Source organism: Pararhizobium sp. IMCC21322 (assembly GCF_030758295.1).
Lineage (GTDB): Bacteria > Pseudomonadota > Alphaproteobacteria > Rhizobiales.
On the sequence record NZ_CP132335.1, the window covers coordinates 1,573,591 to 1,589,627 of the forward strand.

Consider the following 16,037-nt stretch of genomic DNA (forward strand, 5'->3'; position numbering starts at 1 on the left):
ATATCAACCAAGAAGGTCAGCCGCCACTTCAAGCGTGTTGTGAAACGATGTTTCCAGGTGATCCCGCATGGCTTCAGCCGCGCCTTCAGCATCATGACGTTTCAGCGCATCAAGAATAGCCTGATGTTGTTGAATGGTTTGTTCGCCATAGCCGGGTTTGGGAATCGCCAGATAACGCCCACGATCCATTTGTGCTTTCGAAATATCAACGGCCCGCCAGATCATTGGAAAACCGCAGATTTCCGCAATAGTGCGGTGAAAGTCATCGTCGAGCTGAATGGCGTTGGCGAACTTCCCGCGGGATATTGCCAGGCGGTGGGCCGCAATATTGTCCTCAAGCGTCTCACCTGCAGAGGGCGTAAACTTGTCGGCAGCACGCCGGGCGCTGTCCATCTCCAATGCCCGGCGGATGACATAGGCTTCTTCCAGATCATCACGCAAAATGGGGGCAACATAAGTGCCTGTCTGCGCCAGAACTTTGACGAGGCCTTCATCGCTGATGCGTTTTACGGCTTCCCGTACAGGCGTTCGGGACACACCGAGAGCTGCGGCAATCGCTACTTCGTTGATGGTCTCTCCGGGCTGCATTGAGCCACTGACAATCATCGTGCGAATTTTCTGATAGATTTGATCGCGAAGCGGCAGTGCCCGGTTCAAAGTACTGGGATCAAGTTCCATCCCGCCCCTCACTTTTCTTATTTGGCTCCGAAAGGATCACTATCACAATAGAATGTCAAACGCAGAAGCCGTCATCCGCGCGGCAAATTTCTTGAGTTTTGCCATCCTTGCTGCTCGCTCATGGCGCATTGGGGAAGGCCTTGTTGCAACTATTATATTAGTGTAATAATTGCAATATACACATTGTTTCTTGCGCTGCAACCGAAAGCTGGCTTGAGGGTTGCAGTCGAAAACCCGTATCATCCAAGCCATATCACCCATGTCTGGAGGGACGTTGATCGTGGGCTCACATCAGCATCTTTGGCAGGCGGATTGTGGTGCGTGTCACCAGATGCATTCAGACAGTGCAGTGTCTGCCATGACGGAGCAGGGGCGCATCACCAAAGGTGTCGCAACGTGGCTCCATTCTAACCAGTCCAACTTTTCGGTGGGCCACGTCAGCTTGATTGAGGCGTTACTTTTCCCGGCACACACCTTCCATTTCATGGCCTGCCCGCTCAGAATTTTTGGTTCCGCTCCTATCCCCAATGAGAAGCCACCAAAGACAGTTTTCGCGGCAAATGCGATCGGTTTTAACCAACTGGCGCAGTGATGAATATCTACAGCTTAATCCCCCCTTGAAACCACTATTATATTAGTATAACGTCAAATTTAAAGGCTTGGTGGGATGGATCAGAGCCTGGTGGGGTAGGAGCCGAAACCTGAAATGAACTCAGCAGATTACGCCTTGAATATGAGGGGCATCAGCAAAACATTTCCGGGGGTCAAGGCGCTTTCCGATGTCAACTTTTCAGTAAAATTTGGCACCGTTCACGCTGTGGTCGGTGAGAATGGCGCCGGTAAGTCGACACTGATGAAGGTCCTCAGCGGCTCTTACCAACCCACATCCGGGACCATTGAGGTGGGTGGAGTTGAGGCGCGATTGCGTCGCCCTGCTGATGCGCAGGCCCTTGGAATTCGGATGGTTCATCAGGAGCTGAATCTGGTTCCCGATCTGACCGTGGCAGAAAACGTCTATCTGGGCCGCATGCCGGGCAAATGGGGTTTTCTCGACAAGAAAGAGATGTTGCAGAAAGCCACCGCAGTTCTGAAAGAGCAGGGGACGGCCATAAATCCTCAGGAACGCCTTGGAAATCTGTCGATTAGCCAGCAGCAATTGGTCGAGATTGCAAAGGCCTATGCTGCCGACCCCAGGATCATCGTTCTGGACGAGCCGACGTCGAGCCTGAGTGAGCATGAAACAGCCGCGCTTTTCAGGATTCTGCGCAAAATGCGCGATGCCGGCATTGCAATTGTATATATCAGCCATCGCTTGAAGGAAGTGCTTGAGATCGCGGATGAAGTAACAGTGCTTCGTGATGGAAGCATGATCGAAACGCGACCAATTGCAGGGGTTTCTGCAAGTGACATGATCCAGCTGATGGTTGGCCGCGAAGTCAGCAACGTGTTCCCCAAAAGCCCTGCCAGGATTGGCGAGCCTGTTCTGCGTGTCAACGCGATCAGTGACGGATCGAATTTTCGTGATGTCAGCTTTGATGTACGGGAAGGGGAGATACTGGGCTTGATTGGGCTGGTTGGTGCCGGACGCACAGAAGTGGCACGGGCCATATTTGGCCTTGCTGATGTGGTGGAGGGCACACTTACCCTGAAGGGCGAAAAAATCGTCATCAATTCACCGGCCGAGGCTGTCAAAGCCGGGATCGCTTACGTGCCGGAAGATCGAAAAGGTGATGGAATTATTCCAGGTATGTCGATCCGGGAGAATATCAGCCTTCCTGTTTTGAAAAGACTGACCACTTTGGGCCGGATAAGAAGAAATGCGGACCGATCTCTGGCTGAGCAGTATGTAAAGCAGTTTTCAATCTCACCACCAGATCCGGAAAGACGCGTCAATCTCCTGTCAGGGGGAAATCAGCAAAAGACCGTGATAGCCAAATGGCTTGCTGCAACGCCATCCGTACTCATTCTTGACGAGCCCACACGCGGCGTGGATGTGGGCGCCAAGGCTGAAATTCATCACATCATCGGACAACTCGTCGCGGACGGAATGGCCGTCGTGATGATCTCATCGGAATTACCGGAAATCCTCGGGGTTTGCGACCGGATTGTGGTGATGCGTGACGGGCAGGCATCGCCGCCTATTGATCGTCAGGATTTGACCGAAGAACGAATTATGGCTTTGGCCACCGGGGAGGAGGTGGCGTGAGCGAGATTGCTTCAGAAATCAACAGCGAGAGCTCCAATGAACGTTTCGCGCGAGGCAGCCGGCTCGTTGATCTGCTGTCAAAAACCGGATTGTCCTTGGCAATTGTAATCGTAATTCTTTATGGCTCCATATCCAGCCCGGTATTTTTCACAACAGGAAATTTCCTCAATATCCTGACGTCAATGTCGATCATCGGCATTGTTGTTGTTGGCATGACATTTGTTCTTGTAGTTGGCGGTCTGGCTGATCTTTCTGTTCCTGCCACAATTGCGTGCGGAGCCATTCTGTCTCTTGGATTGCAACCCATTATCGGGCCTGTCCCTGCCTTCATTGTTGCGGTTGCGCTGGCCGGGTTGATCGGATCTGTAAACGGAGCTCTGGTCGGATATCTGGGCGTTAATCCCATCATCGCGACCCTTGGCATAGGCACGGTTGCCTTGGGCATTGTTCAAGCGGCTGTTGGCGGTGTCATTGTCTATGGCGCAAATCCAAGCTCTGCAGAATTCGTCAAAGGTCGCCTGTTTGGCATTCCTGTCGTGGTTCTCATTTTTCTGATCATAGCGCTGATCGGTCACTTCATTCTTTCCCGTTCATTCTGGGGGCGATGGACACTTGCAACCGGTGGCAATTACAGCGCAGCGGAAGCAAGTGCGGTGCCCGTGAAGGCGGTTAAGGCCGGAGCATTCGTGATTACTGCATTGGCAGCCGGCATCAGTGGTGGCCTGCTTGGTCTCACGCTCCAGAGCGCCCGGCCACTCATCGGTCAGGGCTACGAGTTCAGCGCAATTACCGCCGTCGTGGTTGGTGGCGTATCCATCATGGGCGGTTTTGGCTCAGTGCCGCGCGCAATCGCGGGGCTGATCTTCGTGCAATTGTTGACCAATGTGATGGTGCTCGAAGGCGTGCGGACGCCGGTCCAAGGGTTTGTGCTTGGCATATTGATCGCTGGCGCAGTGGGAATGGATTCAGCTCTACGCAAGCGGGGCGTTGCCTGATGCCTCGCATGATTGCGCTTATCCTAAAGCATAGGGTCGCCATTATTCTGGCCCTCACGCTCACAATATCCGGGCTGATCGTTCCAGGTTATCTGAGTGGAACGACCCTCAGTCTGGGCCTTGATCGGGCCGCCGCAATTGGCCTGATTGCTACCGGATTGACGGTGTTGCTGATTGCCGGTCAGATCGACCTGTCCGGTGGCGCCATTTTTGCGCTCGCGGGCATAGTTTCAGTTATTCTGCAACCAAGCATCGGCATTTTGCCTGCTGCCTTTGTAGGTGTTCTGGTCGGTGGCCTGTCCGGGGCAATCAATGGATTGCTGGTGGTTGGCCTGAAGGTAAATTCTCTGGTCTTGACGCTTGCGACCATGCTGATTTTCCGTGCTGTGGCGCACTGGATCACAAACAGTCAGCCAGTGAGTGGCATTGACATAATGTTCTCGCTCACCATGGCGCAGATCTATCTTGATATCTTCTCCATACGCAGCACTCTTTTCATCGTCTTGATAGTGCTTTTGCATGTTTGGCTGACGCGCACCATTCCGGGCAGAAACGTGTTCGCGGTCGGATCAAACCCCACTGCCGCAGAGGAAAGTGGCATCCGCTCTGGTCGGATCATCTTCTTCGGCTTTGTTTTCGCCGGATCGCTGGCGGGCGTCGCTGGCGTTCTGCAAAGTCTTGTAACCAATACAGGGTCGCCTGTTTTTGGATCGGAATTAACCGTCGCTGTCATCGCTGCCGTGGTGGTTGGCGGTACCAGACTTGAGGGCGGGCGCGGCTCTGCGCTCGGCACCCTTGGCGGCGTGCTGATCATGGCTGCGCTGACCATGGCCATGGAGTTTCAATCGGTTCCCGCGTACATCCAACAGGTCGTTTCAGGACTTATCCTGATCCTGTTGGTGGTGCTCGACCGAACCGTACACACAAGAGGGAGGACTGCAGGCGCAATCCCCCTTCTCGTAACGCAGAATCCAATCACCACAGGAGGAAAAAAATGATTGGCAAGAAGAGTATGATTTATGTCGCAGTGACCGCTGCGATGCTGGCATCCACAAGCATGGGTTACGCGAAAACCGTTTGCTATGTGACGGCGGCTGATTCCCACGCCTACGTCACGCCAGCTAATCTGGCACTGCAGGAACGTGCTGCAGAACTGGGTATCGAAATCCTGAGCCTTAGCCAGGAATTTGATGTGCAGAAGGGCACTGAGCAGCTTAACACCTGTGTTGCGCGCGGTGTCGACGGCATTATTCTATGGCCGCTGGACCCTCAAGCCTATATCCCGGGTTTGGCACGCGCTCAACAGGCCGACATTCCATCCATCCTGATCAACTCTCCAATGGATGAGGCAGCCAACCAGTTTATCAAGTCGTTCACAGGACCCGATGTCTATGAGGAAGGCGAAATGGCTGCTGATGCCCTCAGCGAGGCAATGGGCGCCAAGGGGACTGTCGTCGTTATCGCAGGTCAGGCTGGCAATGGCACGACCATTGGACGGGTTGCCGGCTTTGTAGATCGTCTCAAGGAAACCAATGCACAGATCGAGATTCTTGACACGGTCAATGCTGATTTCGATCAACAAAAAGCGCTTGTTGTCAGTCGCGATCTGATCACCCGGTTTGGTGACAAGATACAAGGCGTCTATGCCAATGATGACACGATGGCACGTGGCTTCATTGATGCATGGAAAGAAGCAAACCCGTCTAAGCCTACCCCTCCCATCGTCGGCATTAATGGCCAGAAGGATGCGTTTGAATCAATTCGCACCGACGAGATGTACGCGACTATCGTTCAGTCTCCGATCGAAGACGGAAAACTTGCGATTGATACAATGGCGGAAATTCTCGATGGCAAGGAAGTCGATAGCCGGCTTCCAATCCCGTTGACCGTCGTAACGAAAGACAATGTTGAGTCCGTAGAACCGGCTTTTTGATACTAAGGACTGGCCCGGTATTCCGGGCCAGTCTTCCACTGCATAAGCAACAAATTTATACGTAAAAAAGCTCTAGCTCAGCGGTCCGATCCCTGTCAGAACTTTTGCAGCAACCTGCCTTACGGGAGCAATGGTTGGTTTGAGCAGCGCAACGCGGTCATAGCTGTCCGGGTTGGCTGCCAGGGTTTCGCGTAACGCAGAGCCAAAGGCCATGCGCAGTTCAGTGCCAATATTGAACTTTGAAACGCGCGATTCTGAAGCCAGTTTGCGGCGGATGTCAGTTGGAATCCCACTGCCGCCATGCAGAACCAATGGCAAGCGGGTGACCGCTTCAATGGCACGCAATGCTGCAAAATCAATTCCAGCACTCTTTTCGGTTTGAAGATGGACATTGCCGATGGAAATTGCCATTGCATCGGCGCCGCTTTCCCGGTCAAACCGTTCCGCTTCCTCAGGCGTTGTGCCTGCAGATGCCGGGCCGTCAGCATAGCCGACATAGCCAACTTCGCCCTCAAGAGAAACGCCAGCAGCATGCGCCTTTTCAGCAATGCTTGCGGTTTTATCAATATTCTCCGAAAGCGGCAGTTTTGAACCATCAAACATCACGGATGTAAAACCGCAGTCGATTGCTTCAAAACACTCTTCGCGCTTATAACCATGGTCCAGATGACACACCACCGGAATGCTGGCCTGTTCTGCCAGATGCCGAAACATTTTTCCCAAAATTGGCATCGGCGTATAAGCGCGGCAGCCAGGCCCGGCCTGAAGAATGACCGGCATTCCGGTTTCTTCCGCGGCCTCCACATAGGCTTTCGCATCTTCCCAGCCCAGAACCACAAGCCCGCCAATGGCGTATCCGTTCGCCATGGCCGGTTGCAGGACATCGGTAAGCGTCGCGATGGTCATTTGAATTTCGCGATCATGTCCTTGATGCCTGGAATGGTTTCAATCTGGTAGGCATGGTCCGGCTGGAAATACTGGACCAGAGAGCGCTGCGAAAGACCGCCCAAAATGGTGAAATAATACATCTCGTAGCCAGGCCCGGTGACACAGGGGTGATAACCTTTTTCCAGCGTGATCGTAGACCCGTCTACCAGATGATACGCATCGCCGACCTTGCCATCCTCGCGCTGCACCAACTGCATGCCAAAGCCATGATTGGGGCGGAACCTGAAATTGTAGGTCTCATCATGGCGGGTTTCATCCGGCAGGCGATCCGTGTCGTGTTTATGCGGCGGAAAACCTGACCAGCCACCCTGTCCGACAGTGAACAATTCGGAGACCAGAAGACGGCCAACCTTGTCATGATATTTGGTGCCAAGAATGTGCTTGATCTTGCGATGTGTCTTGGTCTCGTCAGAGCCGTATTGAACCTTGTCGATGTCAGCAGTGCGCACAGCAAACGGATCAAGCACTTTGTCATAGCGTGCGCCGGCAATAAACACTTCTGCCGTATCGGTGAGGCATTCAAATGTAGCCTTTGCGCCGGTTGGCACATAGACGCCTTCCGGCTCTCCATCCCAGACATCAACCGTTCGGTTGCCGATGGAATCGTAGGTTTCGCCTTCAACATCCACATTCACGCTGCCGGTGGCCGGTGCAATACAGGTCTCGTACCCGGGGACTGCATAGCTGAAAGCCTGACCCTTGGTCAGTTTGACAATGTTGAAGTAGTTGAGCGGTACACTGGAATCGTCAATATCCACGATGGGTTTATTCTGATTGTCAAACGGTGGAATGTGCATCGTGGTGGTCCTTGTGATCAGGCATGAACCGGGCTGAGCCCGGAATGGGTTTTGATGAAACTGTTCAGCTCATCCGGAGTGGGCATGGCAGGGGCGCAGCCGACACGCGAGACAACGATTGCGGCAGCCGCCGAGCCGCGCGCAACGCTGTCTTCCACGGATTGTCCGCCTGCAAGTGAAGCGATGAAGGCACCAAGAAAGGAATCGCCCGCGCCGGTTGGTTTTAACGCTTCGACACGGAAAATTCCTGTGTCAAAAGACCGTCCGTCGTAAAAGGTGGTCGATCCGAATTCGCCTTTTTTGTAGACAATTATCCGGCCAGGCTTCTGCGCAAGTTTCTGTGCAAGCGGAAAACCGTCGGCCTTGCGCCCGGCCATGACGCCAAATTCGTCATCATTGCCAATTATGATATCGCAATATTCTGCGGCCTTGGAATAGACGCTTGCGGCTTCTTCACCGGATGTCCAGGAATAGGGCCGGTAATCGACGTCAAAGATTATGGGTACGCCTGCGTCTTTCGCAGCTTGAAAAGCTTTCAGCGTTGCATCCCGTGAAGGTTGCGCTGCCAGGACGGTTCCGGTTGTAATCAGCGCGCCGAATGCGCTGAAATCAACTCGGTCGATATCAGCATCATTCATTTGAAAATCTGCGGCATTGTTGCGATAGATTACAGATTGATGGTCTTCAATCCGTGTTTCCACCACGGCCAGTGATGTGCGCACTTCGCCGCTGACAGACCGAACGTGGCTGGCATCAATGCCGTATTTGGCCAGTTCATTCACCGCAAGCCGGCCCAGCGCATCATCAGACACACAGGTGACCAGCGAAGCCTGTCCACCCAGCTTGACGATGGCAACACCAATATTCGCCGATGAGCCGCCAAGGCAGGAGAAGAATTGTGTGGCTTCTTCTGTCTTGGTTCCCGGCGGATCAGCATAGAAATCAATTCCAGCCCGACCAATAATGACAAATTTGTTTTGTCTGATTTGATTCAGCAAATTCATCACACGCCTTTTCTCTGACGACCGCGATCGGATTCCCAATCTTCATGAGCCTTCAACACTGATGGGTCTTCCGAAACTGAGGGTGTGCCGACCTCCCACCAGGAATGGCCTTCCTGTGTCCAGCCATCATGGGCGTCGACCTGAATGCAGATTACATAGGTTTTGCTGGAAGCTTTCGCCCGGCCAAACGCTTCGCCCAGTTCGGCAATGGAATGGACAGTTTCGCCTGCTGCACCCATGGATTTGGCATGCGCCTCAAAGTCGACCGCAAACGGCTCAACTGCCAGATTACAGTCCTCAATCAGATTGTTAAATGATTGGTTTCCTGTGTTTTTCTGCAGCTTGTTGATAACTGCAAAACCACCATTGTCACACACCAGAACAATCATTTTCATGCCCGTCAAAACCGACGAGTAAATATCGGAGTTGAGCATCAGATAGGACCCGTCGCCGGTAAAGACGATTGTGTCCTGATCTTTCTGCTTTTCGGCTTGGGCAATACGTGCGCCCCAACCGCCGGCAATTTCGTAACCCATGCAGGAAAAGCCGAATTCCACATCGACAGAGCCGATGCTTTTCGTGCGCCAATTGGCTGTCACTTCTGCTGGCAGGCCACCGGCAGCTGCCACAACACGGTCATTCGGGTCGCAAAGTTCGTTCACCTTGCCAATAACTTGCGCATAGGAAGCAGGCCGATTGTTTCCGGCCTTGTCAGTTGGGTCGATATTGTCATCCACATAGGCATTCCATGCGGTGCGCTCGCTGGCTGCCAGATCACTCCAGCTCTTATCGGTGCGGTAGTCGCCCAGAGCATCATTCAGCAGCGCCAGCCCTTTGCGCGCATCACCAACAACAGGTGTTGAAAGGTGCTTGCTGGCATCGTGCCGGGCCACATTCAGCGACACGATTTTCGCGTCATGCGAAAACACGGTCCACGAACCGGTGGTGAAATCCTGCAATCTTGTGCCGACGGCAAAAACCACATCGGCCTGTTCCGCCAAAGTGTTGGCTGAGTTGGAACCGGTTACACCAATCGGGCCGCAATTGAGCGCATGGTCGAACAACAGGTTTGCACGCCCGGCAATGGTTTCAACCACGGGGATATTATGCTTTTCCGCCAATGCGGTCAGTTCCGCTTCTGCTCCGGAATATTGCACACCGCCACCGGCGATGATCAACGGACGTTTTGCAGATTTGAGGACATCAACGGCGTCAGAGATTTCCCGCTCATCCGGTGTAACCCGGCGCATACAGTGGGTCTTTTCCGCAAAGAAGGTTTCCGGGTAATCATAAGCCCAGCCCTGCACATCCTGCGGCAGCCCCAGAAAGGCTGGTCCGCAATCTGCCGGATCAATCAGCGTGTTGATGGCAGCGGGCAGGGACTGGATAATCTGAGCAGGATGCGTGATCCGATCCCAGTAGCGCGACACGCATTTAAAGGCGTCATTTACCGAGATTGTCGGATTGTTGAAATGCTCCACCTGTTGCAAAACAGGATCGGGCAACCGCGTAATGAAGGTATCGCCACACAGCAGCAGCAAGGGCAGCCTGTTTGTATGAGCAATACCGGCAGCAGTTAAAATGTTGGTGGTGCCTGGCCCGGCAGAGCTGGTGGCAAACATGAAACGCTGGCGCAATTTCTGTTTTGCATAAGCGACAGCGGCCATGGCCATGGATTGCTCATTCTGTCCCCGGTAAAGCGGTAACTCTTCGCGGTGCTGATACAGAGCCTCACCAAGGCACGTAACATTGCCATGGCCGAAAATACCAAAGCCACCGGCGCACAAGCGCACCCGCTCGCCATCAATTTCAACATATTGATTGGCAAGATATCGAATAATGGCTTGCGCCATGGTTAGTCTGATTGTCTTTGTGGGCACCGACATCCGTTTTCCCTCGCCTTGTCTTCTTGCAAATTTTATTGTCAGAAATTGATGCAAAGCGCATTTGGGCGCAAACTGCAATTCGGTTCTTGACGGGCGATCCTAATTAGAGTTTAGATTTTTTGCAACCGGTTGCAAAAATAATCGATGGAAATGATCTTGGCTATGAGAAATATCGGAATTGGCATTGTTGGTGGCGGATATATGGGCAAAGCGCATTCTGTGGCTATGCAGGCTGTTGGATCCGTTTTTGAAACCAGCTTGAGACCGGTTTGCGAAATGATCTGCACAACGTCCCAGGCTGGTGCAGAGCAGAAGGCGAAGGCGTTCGGGTTTAACCGAGCGACGGCAGACTGGAAGACGCTGGTCAACGATCCGGCGGTGGAAGCCATCGTCATCGCCTCGCCACAGGAAACCCATCGTGAAATTGCGCTGGCAGCCTTTGATCTTGGAAAACCGGTTTTCTGCGAAAAACCGTTAGGGGCCAGTCTGGCCGACAGCCGCCTGATGGTGAAGGCTGCGGAAGAGAGCGGACTGCCCAATATGGTCGGCTTCAATTATATCCGCACGCCCGCCTCGCAATTGGCCCGTAACATTATTGCTTCCGGTGAAATTGGCGCGATCACCTATTTCCGTGGCGAACATACGGAAGACTTTTTCTGTGATCCAGATATGCCCGGCACCTGGCGCACGCAGGGCCGCTCAAACGGAACCATGGGCGATCTGGCACCGCACATGATCAACGGAGCGCTGGCCTTGGCCGGCCCCATGACAAGCTTGTGTGCCGACATTGAAACCGTCCACAAAACCCGCCCCGCCGCAGATGGAAAAGGCGAGGAGACCGTTACAAACGACGATCATGGCCAGTTCATGTGCCGCTTTGAAAACGGGGCCATGGGGATGCTGTATTTCAGCCGCGTCGCGACCGGGCGAAAAATGGGCTACGCCTACGAAATATTTGGCACAAAGGGTTCGATCCGCTTCGATCAGGAAGATCAGAATGCGCTATGGCTCTACAAGGGAGACGCTGCATCAGACCGTCAGGGCTTTACCAAAATCCTCGCAGGTCCGGAGCATCCTGATTATCTGCCGTTCTGTCAGGGCCCCGGCCATGGCACAGGCTATCAGGATCAGATCATCATCGAGGCCCATGATTTCCTGAAAGCCATTGAAGCCGGGTCCAGCATCTGGCCCGACTTCCGCGATGGCATGCAGGTCAACCAGATTATCGAGGCGGCCTGGGCTTCCTCAGACGACCGCCGTTGGGTATCAATCAACGAATTTTAAGACAACACTTCAGGTATAAGAAAGAGACTTCAGTGACGATACGAATTGGAAATGCACCCTGTTCATGGGGTGTCGAGTTTGCAGATGATCCGCGCAATCCGGCCTGGCAATCAGTTTTGGACGATTGCAAATCCGCCGGTTACAAAGGCATTGAACTGGGCCCTGTCGGCTTTTTGCCGGAAGATCCGTCGGAACTGGCGGATGCTTTGGGGCAACGGGAACTGACCTTGATTGGCGGCGTTGTATTCCGCGCCTTTCATGACAAGGACAAGTGGGAGGATGTGATGGACGGTGCGGTACGCACTTGTAAATCTCTGGTTGCCCATGGCGCAAAGCACCTTGTTTTGATCGATTCCATCTCCCCGCGCCGCGCGCCAACCGCTGGTCGGCCTGCGGAGGCTGAACAGATGGATCAAGCGGAATGGGCGGAATATGCGTCCCGCTTTGAGGACATCTGCAAATTGGGAACGCAGGAATACGGCCTTGATGTCAGCATCCATCCTCATGCTGGTGGCTTCATGGATTTCGAGCCCGAAGTTGAGCGCCTCCTGCAGGATATTGATGCAGATTTGCTGAAAATCTGTCTCGACACTGGCCACAGCCACTATGCGGGGTTTGATCCCGTAGCCTTCATGAAACGCCACATGGACCGTATCACCTATGTGCATTTCAAGGACATTGATCCGAAGGTGAAGGCAAATGTAGTGGCCAACAGGATCAATTTCTACGACGCTTGCGGGCAGGGCATTTTCTGCAATTTGGGAGATGGCGAAACCGATTTCCCGGCAGTCCGCCAATTGCTGCTCGACAGCGGCTATGAAGGCTGGTGCACCGTCGAGCAGGATTGTGATCCTGAAGGCGATACGTCACCCATTAACGACGCCATCGCCAACCGCACCTATCTGGAATCCATTGGCTTCAAATGATCAGGACTTAAGCGGCTTCAATGTGCCGCGTTCAACCACGGAGCACGGAAAAATCCGTGTCTCCATGGCGCGTCCCGGATCATCAACCAGCGAAACAACCAGTTCGATCGAACTTAAAATAATATCAGGTGTTGGTTGGCGAATGGTCGATAGATTATAGGCCGACCAGGCCGACATATGCATGTCATTGAAGCCCAGAAACCCTATATCACCCGGGATCGAGAGCCCGTTATTGCGGGCAGCATCCATGGCCCCCATACAGATCAGATCATCCCCGCAAAAAATTGCTTCGACCTGTTGATTTCCCAACAATTCCAGCATGGCTTCCTGACCGGCATCATAATTATAGGCCGTCGCATAAACGACGTCTGCAATTTCGATATTCGAAGCTTTCAACTGGCTGAGGAAACCGCTGGCTCTGTCCTGGGTGGATGTCGCCATTTGCGGCCCACCGAGAAATGCAATCTTCTTGTAGCCGTGTCGCATCAGCGTATCTGCGGCCATGCGTCCACAGGCCAGATTATCAATGCCAACAACGTGTACAGGTGAGCCTTGTTCAAATCGGCCAAAGGCATGAACCACAGGCATATTGGCATTTTTGAAAGCGCGCGAGAATCGGGGTTGCAGCGTTGATGTGGCAACAATTACACCGTCCACATTGTATTGCCGCAGCATCTGAACCGAGTGTTCCGGATTGGTTTCATTGGTCAGATTGACGAGGAGGGGACGCAACCCCCGCTCTTGAAGGGCACGTGTGTAGAGATCAAACACCTCCAAGAAAATTGGGTTCTGAAAATTATTGGCCACCAGACCAATAAGTTTGGTGCGGTTTGTTGCCAGGCTCCGGGCGATCAGGCTTGGACTATAGCCCAACTCACGGGAAGCTTTTTCCACTTTTTTGCGGGTCTTTTCAGAGACACTTGCCCCTTCTGTATAGGTCCGCGAAACAGCAGAGCGGGAGACGCCTGCGCGCTCTGCCACATCTTTCAGGGTTACCACCATTTTATGCTGCGTCTCTCATTCTGGTTGTTTGCGGTTGCACGCTAATATCACCAATGTTTCCAGTGCTTAGTCAGAAAGTCCAAACATTTTTTTTGCAACCGGTTGCAAAAACTAAAATTCCGTGATTACCTGAAGGCGGGAGATGCTTATCTGACCCGGTAAGATCTGTTTGAATTTTTTGGGAGGAACCAAAGTGAAAAGAATTACAAAACACCTGATGGGCGCCGTTCTTGGAGCCGCTGTTGCAGTGACAGGATTCGCCACCACCGCTCAGGCGGAAGGCGAAAAATACATTCTTGTCAGCCACGCACCGGATTCCGATAGCTGGTGGAACACCATCAAAAACGGCATCGCACTTGCCGGTGAGCAGATGGGTGTGGAAGTCGAATACCGTAATCCACCAACTGGCGATCTGGCCGATATGGCCCGCATCCTCGAGCAGGCCGCGGCATCTGGCCCTGATGGCATCATCACAACGCTGGCTGATTTTGATGTGCTGAGCGGACCGATCAGAGCAGCTGTTGATCAGGGCATCAACGTTATCATCATGAATTCAGGCACACCTGAGCAAACACGCGAAGTTGGTGCTTTGATGTTTGTTGGCCAGCCTGAATATGATGCGGGCCTTGCGGCCGGTATTCGCGCCAAGGGCGACGGAATTGGCTCATTCGTTTGCGTGAACCACGTCATTTCCAACACTGTTGTGGCAGAACGTTGCCGCGGCTTTGCTGATGGTTTGGGTGTTGATCTTGGCAGCCAGATGATCGATAGCGGACAGGATCCGTCTGAAATCAAAAATCGTGTTCAAGCCTATCTGACAGCCAATCCTGATACAGATGCGGTTCTGACACTTGGACCAACATCTGCTGACCCAACCATTCTTGCTCTGCAGGAAATGGGTCTGGCCGGTGATATCTACTTTGGTACATTCGATCTTGGAACCGAGATCGTGAAAGGCATCAAAGACGGCATCATCCAGTGGGGCATCGATCAACAGCCATTCCTGCAGGCCTATCTGCCGGTTGTGATCCTCACAAACTATGACCGCTACGGTGTATTGCCGGGCAACAACATCAACTCTGGTCCTGGCTTCGTCACAAAAGACGCTTTGGCACAAGTTGAAAAATGGGCTGGCGAATACCGCTAGAACCCCTTTCTTCGGCGGCGCTCCCAGAATTTGGGGGTGCCGCAGCTTTTTCTGTTCAGTTTCCAATTAGGGTCGGGCTCAAGGGTTTTGGCCCCTATTCATATTAGGGACACATAAAATGTCAGACGCTGCGCAAGGTGACGAGCGTATCAAGGAAATTTCAGGTTTCCGAAAATCGCTTATCCGGCCCGAATTAGGCGGAATTGTTGGAGCAATTGCCGTCTTTACATTCTTCATTCTATTCGCTCACGATAGCGGAATGTTCAACAGCCAGGGCGTGTTGAACTGGTCTATCGTATCCGCGCAATTCATGATTATCGCCGTTGGCGCATGTCTGCTGATGATCGCCGGTGAGTTCGATCTCAGTGTCGGTTCCATGATCGGCTTTGCCGGCATGATGATTGCCATATTCAGTGTTACACTGGGTTGGCCGGTCTGGATGGCCATTCTGGTGACCTTCGTGCTGTGCGTCGCAATCGGCGGGCTGAATGGGTACATCGTCGTGCGAACAGGACTGCCAAGTTTTATTGTCACGCTGGCGTTTCTGTTCATCCTGCGTGGCTTCACCATCTTCCTTCCTCAGACTGTTGAGCGCAAAACCATTATTGGCGGTATTCGCGATGTGGCAGAAGGTGATTGGCTTGCACCGGTATTCGGCGGAAAAATTGGCGGACCAATTTTCCAGTGGATGGGGGAAGCAGGTCTGATTGCTGTTTTCGAACGAGGAAATCGTGCAGGTCAGCCGGTTGTAGATGGCATCCCGATGCTGATCGTCTGGGCGCTTGTTCTGGTCGCTTTCGGGCATTTCCTTCTAACCCGCACCCGCTTCGGTAACTGGATTTTCGCTTCAGGTGGCGATGCTCAGGCCGCGCGTTATGTCGGTGTCCCTGTCAACAAGGTGAAAATCCTGATGTTCATGTTCACGGCATTCTGTGCCACGGTATTTGCAACCTGTCAGGTCATGGAATTTGGCTCGGCTGGCGCGGATCGCGGTTTGCTGAAAGAGTTTGAGGCCATCATTGCAGTGGTGATCGGTGGTGCATTGCTTACCGGCGGTTATGGCTCGGTTATTGGTGCCGCTCTCGGGGCGCTAATCTTTGGCGTCGTCCAGCAGGGACTGTTCTTTGCCGGTGTTGAAAGTTCGCTGTTCCGGGTGTTCCTCGGAGTCATTCTTTTGATGGCGGTGATTTTGAACACCTATATTCGTCGCATGATTACAGGGGAGCGATAA

General features: G+C 53.1%; 15 protein-coding genes. 9 read left to right on the forward strand and 6 right to left on the reverse strand.

All coding sequences use genetic code 11. The features are described 5' to 3' along the window. Window positions 1-3: 3 nt before the first annotated feature. Window positions 4-678 (reverse strand): GntR family transcriptional regulator, encoded by a 675-nt coding sequence (locus tag RAL91_RS07615; protein ID WP_306261097.1) that lies wholly within the window; start codon window positions 676-678, stop codon window positions 4-6. 358 nt (window positions 679-1,036) lie between these two features. Between RAL91_RS07615 and RAL91_RS07620 the strand changes: the two genes are divergently transcribed. The 5 genes from RAL91_RS07620 to RAL91_RS07640 all read left to right on the forward strand — a co-directional run bounded on the left by RAL91_RS07620 (window position 1,037) and on the right by RAL91_RS07640 (window position 5,812). Continuing rightward, complete coding sequence (locus RAL91_RS07620; protein WP_306261099.1) at window positions 1,037-1,270, forward strand: hypothetical protein; 234 nt, start codon at window positions 1,037-1,039, stop codon at window positions 1,268-1,270. 114 nt (window positions 1,271-1,384) lie between these two features. Beyond that, complete coding sequence (locus RAL91_RS07625) at window positions 1,385-2,884, forward strand: sugar ABC transporter ATP-binding protein (RefSeq protein ID WP_306261101.1); 1,500 nt, start codon at window positions 1,385-1,387, stop codon at window positions 2,882-2,884. Continuing rightward, window positions 2,881-3,879 carry an ABC transporter permease gene (locus RAL91_RS07630; RefSeq protein ID WP_306261103.1) on the forward strand — a complete coding sequence of 333 codons (999 nt, stop codon included), beginning with the start codon at window positions 2,881-2,883 and terminating at the stop codon, window positions 3,877-3,879. The genes RAL91_RS07625 and RAL91_RS07630 overlap by 4 nt, the downstream gene beginning before the upstream one ends. Then, on the forward strand, window positions 3,879-4,877 hold the full coding sequence (locus tag RAL91_RS07635) for an ABC transporter permease (protein WP_306261105.1): 999 nt from the start codon (window positions 3,879-3,881) through the stop codon (window positions 4,875-4,877). Before RAL91_RS07630 ends, RAL91_RS07635 begins: the two co-directional genes overlap by 1 nt. Further along, window positions 4,874-5,812, forward strand: a complete 939-nt coding sequence (locus RAL91_RS07640; RefSeq protein WP_306261107.1) for a sugar ABC transporter substrate-binding protein — start codon at window positions 4,874-4,876, stop codon at window positions 5,810-5,812. Before RAL91_RS07635 ends, RAL91_RS07640 begins: the two co-directional genes overlap by 4 nt. Before the next feature lie 72 nt (window positions 5,813-5,884). Here the strand turns inward: RAL91_RS07640 and RAL91_RS07645 are convergent, their stop codons facing one another. Genes RAL91_RS07645 through iolD form a run of 4 tightly spaced genes read right to left on the reverse strand, consistent with a single transcriptional unit; the run spans window position 5,885 to window position 10,447 of the window. Then, window positions 5,885-6,718 (reverse strand): class II fructose-bisphosphate aldolase, encoded by an 834-nt coding sequence (locus RAL91_RS07645; RefSeq protein WP_306261109.1) that lies wholly within the window; start codon window positions 6,716-6,718, stop codon window positions 5,885-5,887. Then, on the reverse strand, window positions 6,715-7,557 hold the full coding sequence (locus RAL91_RS07650; protein WP_306261111.1) for a 5-deoxy-glucuronate isomerase: 843 nt from the start codon (window positions 7,555-7,557) through the stop codon (window positions 6,715-6,717). Before RAL91_RS07650 ends, RAL91_RS07645 begins: the two co-directional genes overlap by 4 nt. A 17-nt stretch (window positions 7,558-7,574) precedes the next feature. Further along, window positions 7,575-8,561 carry a 5-dehydro-2-deoxygluconokinase gene (gene iolC, locus RAL91_RS07655; RefSeq protein WP_306261113.1) on the reverse strand — a complete coding sequence of 329 codons (987 nt, stop codon included), beginning with the start codon at window positions 8,559-8,561 and terminating at the stop codon, window positions 7,575-7,577. Then, on the reverse strand, window positions 8,561-10,447 hold the full coding sequence (gene iolD / locus RAL91_RS07660) for a 3D-(3,5/4)-trihydroxycyclohexane-1,2-dione acylhydrolase (decyclizing) (RefSeq protein ID WP_306261115.1): 1,887 nt from the start codon (window positions 10,445-10,447) through the stop codon (window positions 8,561-8,563). Before iolD ends, iolC begins: the two co-directional genes overlap by 1 nt. A 162-nt stretch (window positions 10,448-10,609) precedes the next feature. Between iolD and RAL91_RS07665 the strand changes: the two genes are divergently transcribed. Both RAL91_RS07665 and RAL91_RS07670 read left to right on the forward strand, forming a co-directional pair. After that, window positions 10,610-11,731: a Gfo/Idh/MocA family protein gene (locus RAL91_RS07665; RefSeq protein ID WP_306262846.1), complete on the forward strand. Its 1,122-nt coding sequence runs from the start codon at window positions 10,610-10,612 to the stop codon at window positions 11,729-11,731. Window positions 11,732-11,763: 32 nt separating this feature from the next. Continuing rightward, entirely contained in the window at window positions 11,764-12,657 is an 894-nt protein-coding gene (locus RAL91_RS07670) for a TIM barrel protein (RefSeq protein ID WP_306261116.1), read from the forward strand. Here the strand turns inward: RAL91_RS07670 and RAL91_RS07675 are convergent, their stop codons facing one another. Then, the gene (locus tag RAL91_RS07675; protein ID WP_306261117.1) at window positions 12,658-13,659 is read right to left on the reverse strand and encodes a LacI family DNA-binding transcriptional regulator; all 1,002 of its coding nucleotides are present in this window, start codon (window positions 13,657-13,659) and stop codon (window positions 12,658-12,660) included. 217 nt (window positions 13,660-13,876) lie between these two features. Here RAL91_RS07675 and RAL91_RS07680 point away from each other — a divergent pair, with 217 nt between their 5' ends. Both RAL91_RS07680 and RAL91_RS07685 read left to right on the forward strand, forming a co-directional pair. Beyond that, on the forward strand, window positions 13,877-14,806 hold the full coding sequence (locus RAL91_RS07680) for a sugar ABC transporter substrate-binding protein (RefSeq protein WP_306262848.1): 930 nt from the start codon (window positions 13,877-13,879) through the stop codon (window positions 14,804-14,806). Window positions 14,807-14,924: 118 nt separating this feature from the next. Then, the gene (locus RAL91_RS07685; protein WP_306261119.1) at window positions 14,925-16,037 is read left to right on the forward strand and encodes an ABC transporter permease; all 1,113 of its coding nucleotides are present in this window, start codon (window positions 14,925-14,927) and stop codon (window positions 16,035-16,037) included.

Coding starts and splice junctions, on each gene's coding strand:
- RAL91_RS07615 (WP_306261097.1), bottom strand. CDS start 678: ATGGAACTTGATCCCAGTACTTTGAACCGGGCACTGCCGCTTCGCGAT.
- RAL91_RS07620 (WP_306261099.1), top strand. CDS start 1,037: ATGACGGAGCAGGGGCGCATCACCAAAGGTGTCGCAACGTGGCTCCAT.
- RAL91_RS07625 (WP_306261101.1), top strand. CDS start 1,385: ATGAACTCAGCAGATTACGCCTTGAATATGAGGGGCATCAGCAAAACA.
- RAL91_RS07635 (WP_306261105.1), top strand. CDS start 3,879: ATGCCTCGCATGATTGCGCTTATCCTAAAGCATAGGGTCGCCATTATT.
- RAL91_RS07640 (WP_306261107.1), top strand. CDS start 4,874: ATGATTGGCAAGAAGAGTATGATTTATGTCGCAGTGACCGCTGCGATG.
- RAL91_RS07645 (WP_306261109.1), bottom strand. CDS start 6,718: ATGACCATCGCGACGCTTACCGATGTCCTGCAACCGGCCATGGCGAAC.
- RAL91_RS07650 (WP_306261111.1), bottom strand. CDS start 7,557: ATGCACATTCCACCGTTTGACAATCAGAATAAACCCATCGTGGATATT.
- iolC (WP_306261113.1), bottom strand. CDS start 8,561: ATGAATTTGCTGAATCAAATCAGACAAAACAAATTTGTCATTATTGGT.
- iolD (WP_306261115.1), bottom strand. CDS start 10,447: ATGTCGGTGCCCACAAAGACAATCAGACTAACCATGGCGCAAGCCATT.
- RAL91_RS07665 (WP_306262846.1), top strand. CDS start 10,610: ATGAGAAATATCGGAATTGGCATTGTTGGTGGCGGATATATGGGCAAA.
- RAL91_RS07675 (WP_306261117.1), bottom strand. CDS start 13,659: ATGGTGGTAACCCTGAAAGATGTGGCAGAGCGCGCAGGCGTCTCCCGC.
- RAL91_RS07680 (WP_306262848.1), top strand. CDS start 13,877: ATGGGCGCCGTTCTTGGAGCCGCTGTTGCAGTGACAGGATTCGCCACC.
- RAL91_RS07685 (WP_306261119.1), top strand. CDS start 14,925: ATGTCAGACGCTGCGCAAGGTGACGAGCGTATCAAGGAAATTTCAGGT.